This window comes from Pseudoruegeria sp. SK021 (assembly GCF_002119405.1).
Classification (GTDB): domain Bacteria; phylum Pseudomonadota; class Alphaproteobacteria; order Rhodobacterales; family Rhodobacteraceae; genus Meridianimarinicoccus.
The window spans coordinates 1-16375 of sequence record NZ_MTBG01000031.1; the positions used below are offsets into that span (position 1 = coordinate 1).

The window sequence follows — 16375 nt, forward strand, 5'->3', positions numbered from 1 at the left end:
GGCGACGGGGTGTGCGTCATCGCGCCGCCACTTTCGGCCGCGCCCCGCCATTGGCCTGCAAGCCGCGCAGCACCTTTTCCGGCGTGATCGGCAGGGCATCCACCCGCACCCCCACCGCCGCATAGACCGCGTTGGCAATCGCGGGCAGCACCGGATTGGCGCACATCTCGCCCGGGCCTTTGCCGCCGAACGGCGCGTCTTCCGCCGGACGTTCCAACACCGCGATGTGATGCGGCACCACCTGCCCCGGCCCCGGCATCAAATAGTGGTTGAAATCCTCGGCGCCATGCTCGCGCAGCGGATAATACGGCTCGGTCGTCTCATACAGCGCGTGGCTGACCCCCATCCACGCCCCGCCGATCAACTGCTGCTCGACCAGCTTAGGGTTCAACGCCCGGCCCACCTCATAGGCCGAGTTGATTTCGGTCACCGTGACCTCACCGGTTTCGTCATCCACTTCCAGATCGACGATCAGGGCGGCATGGGCAAAACAGGTCACCGGGGTCATTTCCCCGGTTTCGGGGTCGGCCTCGGAGGGCGGGATCAGGAAAATGCCGCGCCCAGACAAGGTCCGACCCTGCTTGAACTGCGCCGCAATTGACGTCTCGGCCACGGTGATCGTCCGGCCCGGCGCGCCTTTCACATGGATGTTGCCGCGCCCGTCCGTGTCCAGATCGCTGGCGTTGACCTCCAGTTCCTCGGCGGCGGCTTCCAGCATCTGCTGGCGCGCCTCCGTCGCGGCCCGGATCACCGCATTGCCCATGCGGTGCGTCCCGCGCGACGCGAATGAGCCCATATCATGCGGGCCAGTATCGCTGTCGGCGGTGTCCACATAGACATCCTCCACCGGCACGCCGATGGTTTCCGCCGCGATCTGCCGGGTGACGGATTTCATCCCCTGCCCCAGATCAATGGCACTCAGCGCCACCTTGAACTTGCCGTCGGGCGTGGCATGGACCAGCGCCTGAGACGGATCGCCGCCAAGGTTCATGCCGATGGGATAGTTGATACAGGCAAAGCCGCGTCCCTTGTGAATGGTCATCTCAGCGCCTCCTTGTGCCGGACAGGAAGGGCGAGGCCCCGGGCCGCTTCACCCCGCGCGAAAATGGCTGGTCCGGGGCATAAGGGGCCGCGGAGGCCGGCGCGGGGGGCTGCGGCGGTGCCGGGGGCGGCGCCGCATAGGTCGGATACGGCACCGGCACGCTGGGTGGGGTTGGCGGTGCCTGTGGCGGCGCAAATCCCGGCGGCGGCGTGATGCTGCCACGGGGCGGCACCGGACCAGCGCTTGCCGCAGGCCGGGCCGGAACCGGGCCCGAGGGGCGCGGCGCGACCGGCGGCGGAACAGCCCCCGGCCCGCTGCCCATCCGGTGCCCGATCCGATCGGCAGCAATCTGCATGTCCTCGCGCTGGGGCGGCGCGGCAACAATCGCAACCCCGGCATGGCCCGCCGCGACCCGGCCAGTGCCGGTGCGCGCCGGGGCGGTGTCGGTCACCCGGCCCGCCCGCCGGGCCCCGATCAGCCCTTCTTGGTCTGTCACCGTCTCAGGGATGGTGCCGCGTGCGCCCTCGCCGCCGCCAACCAGACTGGAGGCCGCCGTGGATTCGGAGCTGATCGCCCAGCCCGCCTTGCCCGCAGCCACCTGACAACACTCGATCAGCGCGGTGTTCTTGGCCACCCGCCGATGCGCCTTCATATCGCCGTCGCGATAGGCGTTGAGGATGCGCAGATCGATCGGGTTCATCCCCACCGCTTCGGCCACCCGGTCCATTTGCACCTCGATGGAAAAATCCACCCCGGTGATCCCAAAGCCCCGCATCGCCGTCGCCGGCGTGCGGTTGGTAAAGACACAATAAACATTGGCCGCCACATTGGGGATCGAATAGGGCCCCGGCAAATGCCCGACCCCCTTGATGATCGCGTAAGAACTCAGCCGGGTATACGCGCCGCTGTCGAAGAACCCGGTGAATTCCCGGGCCACGATCCGGCCATCGCGGCGCACCCCGTCCTTGATCCGCCAGCGTTCCGCCCCGCGCGGGGCCCCGACCTGCATCTCCTCGGGCCGGTCCCAGGCAAACTTCACCGGACGCCCGGTCAGCACCGCCCCCAGCACCGCCATCGGTTCAACGATGCTGTCGACCTTGCCGCCAAAACCGCCCCCCGCCGTGCCGCCAATGAAATGCAGCCGCGAGGACGCCAAGTTAAGCAATTTCGCCGTGGTTCCCAATGAGAAGAACAGCGCCTGCGTGTTGGTGTGGCACACATAGCGGTCATTCTGCTCGGGCGCGGCAATGGCGCCGCAAGTCTCGATCGGGGCCTGCTCAATCGGCGACATCTGATATTCGGCCTCAATGATGTGATCGGCTTGGGCGAACCCGGCCTGCACATCGCCAAAGCGCAGCTTTTGATGATCATAGCGCTCGTGATAGTCGAAGGTGTTGTTGGGATAGGTCGGGTTCACCGATGGCGCACCGGGGGCCAGCGCCTCTTCCACGTCCAGCACATGCGGCAGGACCTCCCAATCCACCCGCACCGCCGCCACCGCCGCTCGCGCCTGCGCTTCGGTATCGGCAATCACGGCGCAGACCGGCTCGCCCTTGTAGCTGACCTTTTGCCCCGACAAGAGCGGCTCGTCATCCTTGCCGAACCCGATCAGTGACAACAGCGTGTTCAGGTTATTGGGCACGTCGCCGGGCTTGACCACCCGGCGCACCCCCGGCATCCGCTCGGCCGCCGCAGTATCCAACGACCGGATCCGCGCATGATGATGCGGCGACCGGACCGCCCGCATATGCAGCAAGCCATCGAACAGATGGTCGTCATAGAACGGGGTGCGCCCGGTGACATGGCCCAAAATGTCCTGCCGGATCGTCGGCTTGCCGATCTCGTTCAGGGTGTCGTCGCGTTCATTTGCGAACAGGTCCTTGCGGAACTCGATGCTGGTCATCCGACAGCCCTCCCCTGCATCTGCGCCGCCGCGGTCAGAATGGCGTCGATGATCGGCTCATAGCCGGTGCAGCGGCATAGGTTGCCCGAGATCGCCTCGGCCACCTCATCCCGGCTGGGGTTCGGGCTGCGGTCCAGCAACGTCTTGGCCGCCATCAGCATCCCCGCCGTGCAAAAGCCGCATTGGGCCGCGAAGCCGTCCATGAAGGCGCGCTGCAACGGATGCAGCTCGGCCCCATTGGCCAGCCCGCCGGTGGTCTCGATCCGCTGGCCTTCGGCCGCTTCGGCCAAGGTCAGGCAGGCCAGATGAACCTCGCCGCCAATCCGCACCGTGCAGGCGCCGCAAGTGCCCTGCCCGCAGCCATGCTTGGGCGTCAGATCCCCCGCGCCGCGCCGCAACACATCCAGCAGATTTGCGCCGGGATCGACGAACAAGGCCACCTCGGCATCATTCAGGGTAAACCGTACCGGAACCTTCGCCATCAGACCCGCCTTTCCGCCAGCAACAACCGTTTCAAATGGACCGGAGCGACCTCGCGCCGATACCAGGCCGAGGCCAGCGCATCATCCGCCGGGGCCAACCCCTCTGCCGCCACCCGCACCGCCGGCGCGATCCCGTCCGCGTCCAGCGTCACGCCGCGCAGCGCCGCCTCAGCCGCCTTGGCCCGCAGCGGCGTTGGCCCCATCGCGCCAAAGGCCAGCCGTGCCGCGCCGACCCGGCCCGCCGCCATGGGCAACCATCCGGCAATGGACATCACCGACACCCCTTTCGGCTTGACCCGGCTGACCTTGTGAAACCGGAACTCGCCCGTCGCCGGACGCGGCACCTGCACCGCCGCCACCAGTCCGCGCGTACCAGACCGGCCCGCCAGAAACGGCTCGATCCCTTCGCGGTGGCCATCGGCCCAGATCACCTGCGCATCCAGTGCCAACAGAGCCACCGTGAAATCACCGTAGGGATGCGCCGCAAACAGATTGCCGCCCACCGTCGCCATGTTGCGGATCGCCGGGCCACCAATCACCCGCGCCACCGGGGCCAGAAAATCCAATTCCCGGGACGCGATCACCTCGGCCATGGTCACGCCCGCGCCGATCCGGATGCCGCCGCTGTCATGGCGAATCTCGCGCAGCGCCGCATCGCCGCTGCGCAGCAACGTTTCGATCCCCGTCGCGCCATAATTCATCGCCCGCATCACCAATGTGCCGCCCGCGATGTACCGGCTACGCTCGCGCATCGCTGCCGCCGCCCCGGCAAGGGTCGGATGGGTTTCAACCGTCTGCATGTTCGGCCTCCGCGTTCAGTTGCGCCCGGATCGCATCGAACCCGGCCTGATAAATCTGTGCGCCCACCAGCGCCTCTAACTCGGCCTCGCGGCCTTTCGGCGTGTCGAACCGGCAGGACCATTCCCAGAAGGTCGCATCCCCGTCAGTGACCGGGATCAGCCGCACGTGGGCGACATAATTGAACAGCGGCACCGGGGTCTCGAGCAGGCAGTAGCTAAAGCTCATCTCCAGATCCGACAGGGTCAGCAGTTGCTCGCGCAACTCCGATCCGTCTGTCAGGATGAACCGCCGCACCGCGCCGATCCGGTCGCCATCGCGGCCACGCTCGATCTGACTGCTGCGCACTGCCGGGTGCCATTGGTCATGGCCGTTAAAGTCCCGCAACACGGCCCAGACCATGTCCACCGGCGCATCCAAAACGGTGCTGCGAAGGATCTTGACCATCCGCGCCCCCTTACGCCAACCGCAAGCTGCGACGGGCGCCGCCATCTGTCCAAGTCTCTGTCATTGCTGCCCTCCTAAGCCCGGTCCGAAAAAGGTCCGACGAAAATCCGATAAAAGTCCGACGATAATCCTATCCACCAAAATGCCGTTTCAGCGCATCAAAGCCGCCCTGAAACACGTTGGTGCCGACCCCCGAAACCAGCCCGGCCTCGTCTTCCGGCGCACAGGAAAATTCCGCCGACCATTCGGCAAAACAGCGCCCACCATCGGTCACCGGCGTCAGGCGCAGGGTCGAGATATAGTCGGTCAACGGCATCGGACTTTCGAGGATGCCATAGGTGTAGAATAGGTCGTAATCGCTCAGTCCCAGCAGTTGCTCGCGCAGCCGGTCGCCGTTCTGTAGCGTGAAGTTGCGGATGCATCCGACCTTGTCGCTGGGCAGGGCGTCCTCAATCCGGCTGTCGCGGATGCGCGGGTGCCACTTGGGCATCCCGTTGAAATCACGTACTCTTTCCCAGACCTTTTCGGCCTCTGCCGGGATCACCGATGAAATATAGACCCGCGCCATTTAGGCTTTCCCCTCTGCTTTGGGGGCGTCCTTGGACCGCTTCTGCCGCTCCAATTCGCCCGCCGTGCGCGTCAGATCCGAGGCCTCGCGGATCAGCCCGCCCTGACCCGCAATATTGGCGCCGTCGATGCCGATATCCTTCAACAGCCCGTCGATCATCGGGGCCTGCACGCGATAGCGCAGGGCCGAATTGATGACCTCGTCCGTCGGGCTGGTGCCGCTGCCGCCGCTGCCATTCTGGCCGTCGCCCGACCAACCGAGGCCGTTCGACCCGGACCCACCAAGCTGCATAATCCTGATATCGTTGATCTTTTCCAAAGGCTTGACCGATGCCGCGACAATCCCTTCCACATGTTCCAGCATCTTGCGCTTGAACAGACTGGTGCGGGCGCCCTCGCTCAGCACGTTCTCGGCCTCGTTGATCAGCTTCTGCGCCTCGGCTTCGACCGCAGCACGGATGCGTTCGGCTTCCGCCCCGATCCGCTTTTCGTCGGCCATCTTCTCGGCCAGAGTCACATCGACAGCCTTGCGGCGGCTGGCGCCTTGAGTCTCGGCCATGGTGGTGACCTTTTCGCTGGCTTCCACAGCCCGGGCGCGGGCGTTTTCTGCCTCCACAGCGGCCGCGCTTTGGTCCAATGATTTCTGGTACAAGGCGATGGCCTTTTCCATCGTTGCCTCTTCCACCGCCTTCTCGCGGGCGATCTCTTTGCGCCGACGTTCGGTCTGGTGGCCAATCCGGGCCTCATCCAGTCCCAACTCACTGGCGATCTGGGCGCGTTCGATGTCTTCTTGACTGGCAATCTCGGCCTCGCGCAGGGCGTGAACCCGTTCGATTTCAAGGTGTTCCAGCACGCGACGCCGGTCGAGCTTTCTGGCGTCGATCTCTTGCTCGGCCAGAATGCGTTCTGCATCCACGGTCTTGGACTTAGCAACTTTCGCCGCCTCGATGGCCTCGTCGGCGGCAATCTGTGCCGCGTCCAGCGCCTTGTTGCGGGCAATCTCAAGATCGCGGATCCGGCCATCGCGCGCGATCTTATCGGCGGAGGTTTCGGCCTCTTTCTCGATCCGTTGACTGTCAACCAGACGCCGCGAGCTGATCTCGGCTGCCTCGATGGCCTCGTTCTTTTCGATCTCACGCGAACGAATTTCGGCGTCCTTAGCGATCTCGGCTGCCCGGGTACGCGCCTGTTCGGAAATGCGGGCCGCACTGACCTGTTCTTGCGCGTTCAGATTGGCGACATCGACGGCGCGGTTGCGGGCGATCTCGCGTTCGCGCAGATCCTGATCCTGGGCAATCCGCTCGGCAGCCAACGCCTGCTCTTGCGCGATCTGATCCCGCTCGGTTTCTTCCCGTGCTGCAATCTCGGCCTTGTCCAGCGCCCTTTGCCGGTCGATTTCCAACGCACGTGTTGCTTGTTCTGCGCTGATCCGGTCTGCCGCCAGTATCTTTTCGCGGGCGATCCGCGCCGCTTCCGTGGCCTGCTGGCTGGCGATTTCGGCCTGATCCAGCGCCTCTTTGCGCGCGATTTCCAGCACACGGGTTTCCCGGTCCGAGTCGATCCGCTCGGCGCTGAGCACCCGCTCTTGCGCGATCCGCAACTTTTCCGCAGCTTCGCGGGCCGCAATTTCCGCCTCATCAATGGCAAGGTTGCGGGCGATTTCTTGCTTGCGGGTGGTGCGTTCGTGATCGATCCGGGCTTGGGTGATTTCGCGCTCTTGGGCAATGCGCGCTTTCTGGATCATCTGATCCGCCGAAATGCCGGCTTCGTCGATCACCCGCTTGCGTTCTATTTCTTTCGACTGGGTGTCCTGATCTTTGGCGATCCGCGCCTCAATCAGGGATTTTTCTTGGGCGATCCGGGCCTTCTCGGTGGACTCAAGCGCGGCAATTTCCGCCGCTTCGGTTTCCCGTTTGGTGGCAATCCGCGATTCCGTCAGCGCCTTTTGCTGATTGATCCGCGCCTTTTCTACCAATTCCTGCGTGGCAATCTCCGCCTCGTCGATCACCCGTCCGCGTTCAATCTCTTGCTGGCGAATGGTGCGTTCCGACGCGATCCGCGCCTCTGCGATCTGCTGGTCATTGGCGATCCGTGCCGTTTCAATCGCCTCGCGCGACAAAAGCTGGGCCTGTTCGGCCTCTTTCTCGCGCTCGGACCGTTCCCGGGTCAGCTCTGACCGCTGCAAGGCCCGGCGGAATTCGATCTCACGCTCTTGATCCAGGCGCGCGGATTCGCTGTCACGCTCAATATTCAAACTTTGCCGCTCGGCCTCAAGATTTCGACTACGGATCTGGATCATCGTGTCTTGTTCGATGTCGTTGCGTAGCTTGCGGCGCGCCTCGATCACTTCGATCACCGAGGTCAGACCTTCGGCATCAAACCGGTTCGAGGGATTGAAATAGGCGATGTCAGTCTGGTCAATGTCCAGAATCGCAACGCTTTCCAGTTCCAGCCCGTTCTTGTCCAGCCCGGCTTGCGCCGTCTCCAGCACCCGCTCGACATAGGCGTTCCGCTGGCTGTGCAGCTCGTCCATGGTCATGTCTGCAGCGACCGTGCGCAGGGCTGAGACGAACTTGCCCGCCAGAAGCTGATGGATGCGTTCCGGTTCCAACGTCCGCCGCCCTAGGGTCGACGCGGCCAGCGTCACCGCTTCGCGCGTTTGCTTGACCCGCACATAGAAGCTCGCCTCGACATCCACCCGCATCCGGTCCTTGGTGATCAGCGCCTGCTCGCGTTCGCGGGTGACGTTCAGATCAAGCGAGTTCATGCTTACCGGCGTGATGTCATGAATGATTGGCCAGACAAAGGCGCCGCCGTCGATCACCACTTTCTCGCCCATAAACCCGGTCCGGACGAAGGCGATTTCCTTCGTTGAGCGGCGATAGAGCCAGTTCATCACCCAATAGAGGATGAAGATTACAATTACGGCCATGATTAGCCATAGGATCAGCTGTCCGATCAGTTGTCCGGTCATCTCAAACCTCCTTCGGCGCCAAACGGCCGATCCTCTTGAATTTGCGCGTTTGTTCGGTCAATGCGATCTCGGTCGGCAGCCGCTCCATCGACGAGGCGCCATAAAAGCCGTGGCAATTCTTGGTGTTGGCAAGGACGAAGGCGGCATCCTCGGGCATCGCCACCGGACCACCATGCACCAGCACGATCACATCCGGATTCACCGCCAGTGCCGCCGCCGCCCAAGCGTCGGTCAACGCCGGAGCCTGCGCCAGCGTGACCCCGGTTTCCGCCCCAATAGACCCGCCGGTGGTCAGACCCAGATGCACCACGATAATATCAGCCCCGGCCTCAGCCATTGCCCGGGCGTCGTCTTCACAAAACACGTAAGGCGTGGTCAGCAGGTCCTTCTCATGCGCCCTGCGGATCATTTCCACCTCCAGCGCATAAGACATGCCGGTCTCTTCCAAATTGGCCCGGAAGGTGCCGTCGATCAGCCCGACGGTCGGAAAGTTCTGCACCCCGGAAAAGCCCGTCGCCTTCACTTGGTCCAGAAACTTGTCCATCAACCGAAATGGGTCCGAAGCGCAGACCCCGGCCAGAACCGGCGTATCCTTGACCACGGGCAGAACCTCGCCCGCCATTTCCATCACCACCGCATTGGCATCGCCATAGGGCATCAGCCCGGCCAAAGATCCGCGCCCGGCCATGCGATAGCGCCCGGAATTGTAGATCACGATCAGGTCGATCCCGCCCGCCTCTTCGCATTTTGCCGACAGGCCGGTCCCGGCTCCGCCGCCAATGATCGGTTCTCCCGCATCACGCATGGCGCGGAATTTGCTCATCAGGGTGGCACGGTCATGCATGGCTCAGGCTCCTTTGGCGACATGGCGCGGCTGCGTGTGAAGCGACCGGAAGGTCTGCACCACAAGGGCCGCGAAAGCGGGGTCGTTGATATTCTGCGGCACCCGGATCAAGCGGCGGGTCGCAGTTTGGCGCACGGTCTCTTCCAGCGTGCGAAACAAGGCCTCATCGGCGGCACGGTCCCAGAACGGCTGTCCCGGCGCATCCAGCGCCGAGACCCCGCCCTCGGGAAGATAAAACCGCACTGGCGCGGTCATCCGGTTCAGCTTTTCCCCGATGAACCGGGCGATGGCGATATTCTCGTCCACGGTGGTGCGCATCAGGGTAATCTGGGGATTGTGTTCATAGAACAAGCGCCCCCGATACTTGTCCGGCACCGTTTCCGGGGCGTTGAAATTGACCATATCAAGGGCGCCACACGCCCCGATAAAGGGTTGGCCACTGGCGATGGCGGCGTCAAACCGGGTGTCATTGGCGGCAAAGACCCCGCCCGCGATCATGTCGCAGACCTCGGTGGTGGTCAGGTCCAGCACCCCGTCCAGCATCCCCGACGACAGCAGCATTTCCATCGACCGCCCACCGGTGCCTGTGGCGTGGAACACCAGACAGTCGTAATCGGCCTCCAGCGCGCGGCTGACCATCTGAACGCAGGGCGTCGTGACCCCGAACATGGTGATGCCGATGGCAGGCTTGCCCGGGGCGATCTCGGGCGCTGCCGCCCGGGCCTTGACCATCCCGGCAAGCGCATGGGCCGCATTGCCCAAGACCGCCCGAGTGATCGAATTTAACCCCTGCACATCCGCCACCGAATGCATCATCGTGATGTCCGACGGGCCGACATATTGCTCGGTATTGCCCGATGCCACGGTCGAGACGATCAGCTTCGGCACCCCGACCGGCAGGCTGCGGAAGGCCGGTGCCACCAGCGCGGTGCCGCCCGATCCGCCCGCCGCAATTAGCCCCGCCACGTCGTCGCGGCCTTGCATCCAGCGGGCGAACGCCACGGTCATGCCCGCCACCGCACTGCCCCGATCGCCGGTGAACACCCCGGAACTGCCCCGCGGGTGGTGACCTGCGATGGCATGCGGCGGCACTTCGGCCCCCGAGGGTTTGCCACTGGTGGACAGATCGACCAGCGCCACCCGGCAGCCATCCGCCTTCAGCAGATCGCGCAGGAACCGCAATTCATCGCCCTTGGTATCAAGGGTGCCGCAAACATAGACCAGCCCGGATCGCGCCACATTGGTCCGGGGCCGCGCCGCCGATTGGCTAAGTTCCGGCACCGGCGTCATGGTGCGCGCCGCCCCTTCGATCATCCGCACCGGCACGGGCGCGCTCCAGCGGGTTGGGGTCTTGGGGTTCGACAGATAGACCTTGATCGGGCCGGAGGTCGGGGCCGCATCCGGCAGGACCGGGTGTTCGGGCGTAGATGGGGTGTCGTCATGGGCATGGCGACCGACCCCCAGCAGGGCCTGCTGCAAGTCCCGGTCGGCGGCCAGAACGCCCGCCTCCATGATCCGGTTGACCCGGCCATTGACCATGATCGCGACCCGGTCCGCCACCCGGCACGCCACCCCGATATTCTGCTCGATGACCAGAACGTCGATGTCCCCTTCGCGGCCAAGCTGCACCAGCAGATCGGCCACTTGGCTAACGATCACCGGGGCCAGCCCTTCGGTCGGCTCGTCCATCAGCAACAGGCGCGGATTGGTCAACAGCGCCCGGCCAATGGCCAGCATCTGCTGTTCGCCGCCCGACAGTTGCGCCCCGCCATTGCTGCGCCGCTCGGCCAGACGCGGAAACACCGAATAGATCCGCTCAGGCGTCCAGGCGCTGCCTTTGCGGGCCACCAGTTGCAGATGTTCGTCCACGGTCAGCGATTTCCAGAGCCGCCGTCCCTGCGGCACATAGCCGATGCCCAGACGAGCGATCTCGGCCGGGGACAGTCCGGCCAGCGATTGTCCGCGAAAGCTGATGCTGCCCGAGGCAACCGGCACCAGCCCCATGATCGCCTTGCACAGGGTGGTCTTGCCCATGCCATTGCGCCCGACCACAGACAACACGCCAGAGCCAAGGGTCAGCGTCACCCCTTGCAAGGCGTGGGACTGGCCGTAAAAGACATTAAGGTCGCGCACATCAAGGATCGGCGCGCCACCGCGCGGGGCATCAGTGACCATCGCCGCCTCCCAGATAAAGCGCTTGGACCTCGGGATCGTCCTCGATCTCGGCGGGTTTGCCTTCTTTGAAGATGCGGCCATTGTGCATCATCGTCACCTGATCGCTGACCCGCAGGGCAACATCCATGTCATGCTCAATGACGATATAGCCGACATGGGATGGCAGGCCGGTCAGGATCGCCACCAGATCGCTGCGTTCGGTCGGGCTAAGACCCGCCGCCGGCTCATCGAACAGAATGAAACGCGGCGCCCCGGCCAGCGCCATGGCGATTTCCAACTGGCGCTGCTGGCCATAGGCCAGTTCCGACACCAGCCGATCCCGCACGTCCTCCAGATGCGCGACCCGAACCAGATCCTCGGCGCTGGCCATCAGCGCGTCCGAACGCCGGGGCCGGATCATCGAGAACCGCCCGCGCGACACGCCCCGGCAGGCCAGATAGACATTGTCCAGCACCGTCAGCCCAGAAAACAACAACGAAATCTGATAGGTCCGCCGCAGCCCGCGCCGGATCCGTTCCTGCGGCGGGAAGGCGGTGACATCTTCGCCGAAGAACCGGATCGAGCCAGCGGTCGGGGCAAAATCGCCGGTGATGCAATTGAACAGCGTGGTCTTGCCCGCCCCGTTCGATCCCAGCACCGCCCGACGCTCGCCGGGGGCGACGGTCAGGGTGATGTCTTGCAAGGCGGCCAGCGCCCCAAAGCTTTTGCTGACCCCGCGCAACTCCAACGCGCTGGCAGTGCCGGTGGCGCGCAGACGCGCGGCCACAGAGGCGGTTGCGTCGGTCATTCTGACCTCCTGTCCTGCCCGGTCAGGCTGTCCCGGCGGCGGCTGTCTTTCAGGCGCTGCCACAGCCCCAACAATCCATCCGGCGAGAAAAACACGATCAGCAAAAAGCCCATCCCGATCAGCAGCTGGAACCGTTCACCGCCCAGCCCCAGCGCCACCAGCACATCCACTGCAAAGGTCTTCAGCAGCACATAAAGCAGCGCGCCAATGAACGCCCCGATCGGGTGGCCCAGACCGCCAATCACCGCGATTACCAGAATGTCGATGGCAGGCTGGATCCCCGCCGTTCCGGGCGAGATTTGCGCCGACTGCCATGTCAAAAGGATGCCGCCCAAGCCCGCCGGGATCGCCGCCAACGCATAGGCCGCCACCCGGTGCGCCGTGACGTTATAGCCAAGCGCGGCCATCCGCCGGGGATTGTCCCGCACCCCCTGCAACGCCAATCCGAACGGCGCGCGCGAGATGTACAGCACCGCGCTATAAGACAGCACCGCCCAGAACAGGGTCATGTAATAAAACGCTTCCGGACCGCGCCAGTCGATGCCGAACAACATCGGCGGCAACACGCTATTGAAGCCCGAGAAGCCGTTGAACAGGTCATAGTTCTGGCGCACGAAATAAAAGAACGCCGCCGCAACCGCGAGGGTGATCATGATCGTATAGATCCCCTCGGTGCGCACCGCCAACCAGCCCACTGCGGTGGCGAACAGCATCGCGATCAACAAGGCCAGCGGCACCGTCACCCACCACGGCCAGCCCATGGAAATACTGGCGACGGCGCTGTCGCCAAAAATGGCCACCATATACCCGGCAATCCCGGCGATGGTCATCTGCACCAGACTGACCATACCGCCATAGCCAGCCAGAAACATCAGGCTCAGGGCGATCATGCCCAGAATAAAGGTCCACCCCATAATCTGGAACATAACGAAATTGCTGGCAAATGCAGGCAGCACCAGCAGCAAGACGCCGACAACCCAATAGGCGGCGGGAACGCGGGCAAGCCAGCCACGCATCCGGCCCTGCGCCTCTGGCGCGGTTGCGGGCTTGGCCGTCAGGGGAAGGTCAGTGTTGGTCATCGGATCAGGCCTTTCCCATCAGGCCCTGCGGCCGGAAGGCCAGCACAACCACCATGATCAGAAAGGTCAGCACGACCGCATATGTCGGAAAATAGACCGAACCGAACTGTTCGGCCAAGCCGATCAGCAGCGCCCCAAGCGCCGCGCCGGGGATCGACCCCATGCCGCCAACAATGACCACCACGAGGCTGGCCAACAGAAACCGGATATCCTCGCCGGGGGCGACGGATTGAAAGGTGCCGCCAACCACACCGGCCACCCCGGCCAGCCCGGCCCCAAAGGCAAACACCCCGACAAACACCCATTCGATGCGCGCGCCGGTGGCCGACAGCATATCCCGGTCATCCACCCCAGCCCGGATCAACATCCCGATCCGGGTCTTGTTCAGCGCCAGCCACATGCCGACGCCCACCACCACCGATGCCGCAAAGATCACCAGCCGAACCATGGGGTATTTCATGAAAATCAACTCGCCGCTGGAGCGCTTGACCCCGGTGACGAAGAACGTCTCCATCGGTCCCGATAGCCAGCTTGGCGGTGAGATATTGAAGAAATCGCCGCCGAAGCTCCACATCATCAGGTCGGCCATAACGATTGAAATGCCGATGGTGACAAGGGTCTGGCGCAGGTCTTGGCCCTCGATCCGGCGAAACACAAAGACCTGCATCAGCACGCCCAGAAAGCCGACGACCACAAACGCCACTGGAAAAGCGATCAGCCAGTAACCGGTAATATCCGCCACGAAAAAGCCGATATACCCGCCCAAAAGGTAGAGCGAGCCATGCGCCAGATTGACGTTGCGCATCAGGCCAAAGATCAGGGTAAAGCCGCTAGCGACAAGGAAATACAGCCCGCCAAGGGTGATGCCGTTGAACAGCGCATTCAGGAAGATTTTCTTGCTGCCGATGCGATCCGACAGCGCGTCGGGCCAAATCGCAAAGATCATCCACAGCAGCACCGCGATCACAATCGCCACCAGCCCGGCCCAGACCGGATGCGTGCGGGCAAAGGCCCTCACAGGTGCAGCCCCGGCAATGGCGGCGTCATATGGATCGGACAACAAGGTTCGCGGAACACGGCTTCCCTCCCTCTCGGGCGCTGGCCCGGTTGGGCTGGCGCTTGTCCTCAGGCTAGGGCGGGGTCCGCTAGATGGGCATACCTGACAGTCTTGCCGGTTGGCCCATCATCGGAAAACCGGACCCGGACACATGCGCCACACGGCGGTATTCGCTGGGGGCGATCCCGACATTGGACGAAAAGAACCGGGTAAAGCTGGCTTGCGACGAGAACCCCAGATCAAAGGCAATGTCGGTGACGGATTTTCCCGTGCTCAGCAGATCGTCAATCGCCTGCTCGGACCGCAACGTGTTCATATAGACATTCGGGGTCACGCCGAATTGTTGCTTGAACAGTTTGAAAAAATGCGGCCGCGACAGGCCAACGCTGCGAGCGACGGTTTCCATATCCAGATCTTCGGTGATCCGTTCTTGCATCAGGCGCTGCGACCGGCGCACCCGGAAATCGTTGGACCGGGTGCAGACGGTGTCCAGACGCGACTGCCCCGAATGCCACGACTGTTCAAAACAAGCGCGGGTAACGCCGAACAGCAAGGGGTCAAAGGCGTCGTGATCTTCATTTTCCATAAGATTTCCGGTCAACCGGCGCACCAGCCCCGCCACGGTTGGCGTGATCGCAAGCTGGCAGCTGCCAAATTTCAGCGCATATTCGGCGGACTGGCTGTTCTCCAGAAACCACATGGGCTTGATATACAGCACCAGACACAGGCTGCTGCGACCGGCAGTATGGTTAAAGCTGTGCGGCTCCCACGGGCTGACCGCAGTGGCATAGTCAAGATCGTTCGGCACCGTCTGGCACCCCACGGTCACCGAGGCCGGTGCGCCGCTGAGATGGAAAATCAGGTGACCTTCCCGGTGCGCATGGGTAATGATCGGCTTGTCAAGATTATAGACCGCGGCACGACCGAACGCCCCGTGCGAGACGGCGATTGCATGGCTCATCTGATGTCCTCCCAGGACGGGACGGCACTTCTTCAGAGCGCTCGTCCACCCACAGATCGCACACTTGAAATCTGCTGCGCGCAAGCCCTTTTGTTCGAAAATCAGACTTAAGGTTAAATGGGCAAGGCGGCGCGCGCCCTGCCAATCGGCCGATATCGGCCTCAGAACACCGCTTGCATGATCGACAAGGCGCAGCCGGCTCCGTTGATCGCGTCCAAGGTTCCGCTGCCCGACAGGCTGCGCGCCGCACGGGCCAGATCGGCCCGGGTCAGCCCCAGTTCCGACAGCGAGACCGCCAGTGGCAGGTCTTGCAGAAACACCCCCAGACCAGTCGCCAGATCGGTCTCCGCATCCAAGCCCATGATCCGGCGCAGCGGCCGGCTTCGGTCGCCGCTGCCGTGCTGGGCGCGCAGGACCCCCGGCACCAGCAGCCGCGCCGCGGCCCCGGCATCCAGCCCTTGGGCACTGGCCGCGATCAGGGCATCCCCAATGATCTGGGTCGGGCCGATCCCCTTTTGCTGCGCCAACACCGCATTCAGACTGGCGGCCATCAGGTCCCGGCGCACCTCGATGCGTTCGTCGCCAAACAGCAGATGCAGCGATTGCGCCACCCGGTTCAGCCCGTCCAGCGCCATACCATCTGCGGGCGGGTTGAACGCGGGCGACAGATACGCCTCCAGACAGCGCACCAGTGTCGCCACCGCCGCACTGGCGCTTTGCGACAGGTCGGCCCCCAACGTCACGGTCGGATCACAGATCAGGATCGAGGGCAGCCCCGATTTCACATGCAGATCAGTTGAGGATTGGGTCTCGGTCTGCTGGGCGCGACTGTGGCCCGGAAGCCCGTCGATCCCCGGCACCGCAAACAGGGCCAGCGCCGGATCTTTGGCCTCACGCGCCCGGCCATCGGTGCGGGTCTCGCGCCGGATCTTGCGGCCAACTGAAATCGCCCGGGCCGAGCCATAGGCCAGAATCACATCCGCCGATTTCCGGTGCAACAGCGCCGCCAGATCGCTGCGGATCGTCTGCGCCGAGGCGCGGGTGTCGATGGGGTAATGGATGGGCCGACTACAGCGCGGCAACCCGGAATACACCCGCTCGGTAAAGCTGCTATTCGTCAGGCCCGCATCGGCCAGCACGAGGGGCGCCCGATAGCCATGGGTCTCTAGCTCAGACCGCAGGGCTTCTTCCAACACACCATCGGCAAAATGCGCGCGCAGGGGAAAGGTGATCAGGGTCATGTCCGGACCTGCCGTGCA

14 protein-coding genes are annotated in these 16375 nt (G+C 63.9%); all 14 read right to left on the minus strand.

What is annotated here, in order from left to right; translation table 11 throughout:
* Positions 1-16 precede the first annotated feature (16 nt).
* A complete protein-coding gene (locus BV911_RS15055; protein WP_086054447.1) occupies positions 17-1042 on the minus strand; it encodes a xanthine dehydrogenase family protein molybdopterin-binding subunit in 1026 nt (341 codons plus the stop codon).
* Between the two features lies 1 nt (position 1043).
* On the minus strand, positions 1044-2945 hold the full coding sequence (locus tag BV911_RS20035) for a xanthine dehydrogenase family protein molybdopterin-binding subunit (RefSeq protein WP_086054448.1): 1902 nt from the start codon (positions 2943-2945) through the stop codon (positions 1044-1046).
* Positions 2942-3427, minus strand: a complete 486-nt coding sequence (locus tag BV911_RS15065; protein ID WP_086054449.1) for a (2Fe-2S)-binding protein — start codon at positions 3425-3427, stop codon at positions 2942-2944. The genes BV911_RS20035 and BV911_RS15065 overlap by 4 nt, the downstream gene beginning before the upstream one ends.
* Positions 3427-4227 carry a xanthine dehydrogenase family protein subunit M gene (locus tag BV911_RS15070; RefSeq protein ID WP_086054450.1) on the minus strand — a complete coding sequence of 267 codons (801 nt, stop codon included), beginning with the start codon at positions 4225-4227 and terminating at the stop codon, positions 3427-3429. The genes BV911_RS15065 and BV911_RS15070 overlap by 1 nt, the downstream gene beginning before the upstream one ends.
* Positions 4214-4672 carry an SRPBCC family protein gene (locus BV911_RS15075; protein WP_086054451.1) on the minus strand — a complete coding sequence of 153 codons (459 nt, stop codon included), beginning with the start codon at positions 4670-4672 and terminating at the stop codon, positions 4214-4216. Before BV911_RS15075 ends, BV911_RS15070 begins: the two co-directional genes overlap by 14 nt.
* Before the next feature lie 130 nt (positions 4673-4802).
* Entirely contained in the window at positions 4803-5240 is a 438-nt protein-coding gene (locus BV911_RS15080; protein ID WP_086054452.1) for an SRPBCC family protein, read from the minus strand.
* Positions 5241-8213 (minus strand): flotillin family protein, encoded by a 2973-nt coding sequence (locus tag BV911_RS15085; protein ID WP_139840105.1) that lies wholly within the window; start codon positions 8211-8213, stop codon positions 5241-5243.
* Position 8214: 1 nt separating this feature from the next.
* Positions 8215-9057, minus strand: coding sequence for a phosphoenolpyruvate hydrolase family protein (locus tag BV911_RS15090; protein WP_086054453.1), 843 nt, complete (start codon positions 9055-9057; stop codon positions 8215-8217).
* Between the two features lie 3 nt (positions 9058-9060).
* Entirely contained in the window at positions 9061-11232 is a 2172-nt protein-coding gene (locus tag BV911_RS15095) for an ABC transporter permease (RefSeq protein ID WP_086054454.1), read from the minus strand.
* Complete coding sequence (locus BV911_RS15100) at positions 11222-12019, minus strand: ABC transporter ATP-binding protein (protein ID WP_086054455.1); 798 nt, start codon at positions 12017-12019, stop codon at positions 11222-11224. The genes BV911_RS15095 and BV911_RS15100 overlap by 11 nt, the downstream gene beginning before the upstream one ends.
* On the minus strand, positions 12016-13098 hold the full coding sequence (locus BV911_RS15105) for a branched-chain amino acid ABC transporter permease (protein ID WP_086054456.1): 1083 nt from the start codon (positions 13096-13098) through the stop codon (positions 12016-12018). Before BV911_RS15105 ends, BV911_RS15100 begins: the two co-directional genes overlap by 4 nt.
* Positions 13099-13102: 4 nt before the next feature.
* On the minus strand, positions 13103-14158 hold the full coding sequence (locus BV911_RS15110) for a branched-chain amino acid ABC transporter permease (protein WP_240512269.1): 1056 nt from the start codon (positions 14156-14158) through the stop codon (positions 13103-13105).
* An 85-nt stretch (positions 14159-14243) separates the two neighbouring features.
* Positions 14244-15116 (minus strand): AraC family transcriptional regulator, encoded by an 873-nt coding sequence (locus BV911_RS15115; protein ID WP_086054457.1) that lies wholly within the window; start codon positions 15114-15116, stop codon positions 14244-14246.
* Positions 15117-15277: 161 nt separating this feature from the next.
* Positions 15278-16357: an iron-containing alcohol dehydrogenase gene (locus BV911_RS15120; protein WP_086054458.1), complete on the minus strand. Its 1080-nt coding sequence runs from the start codon at positions 16355-16357 to the stop codon at positions 15278-15280.
* Positions 16358-16375: the final 18 nt, after the last annotated feature.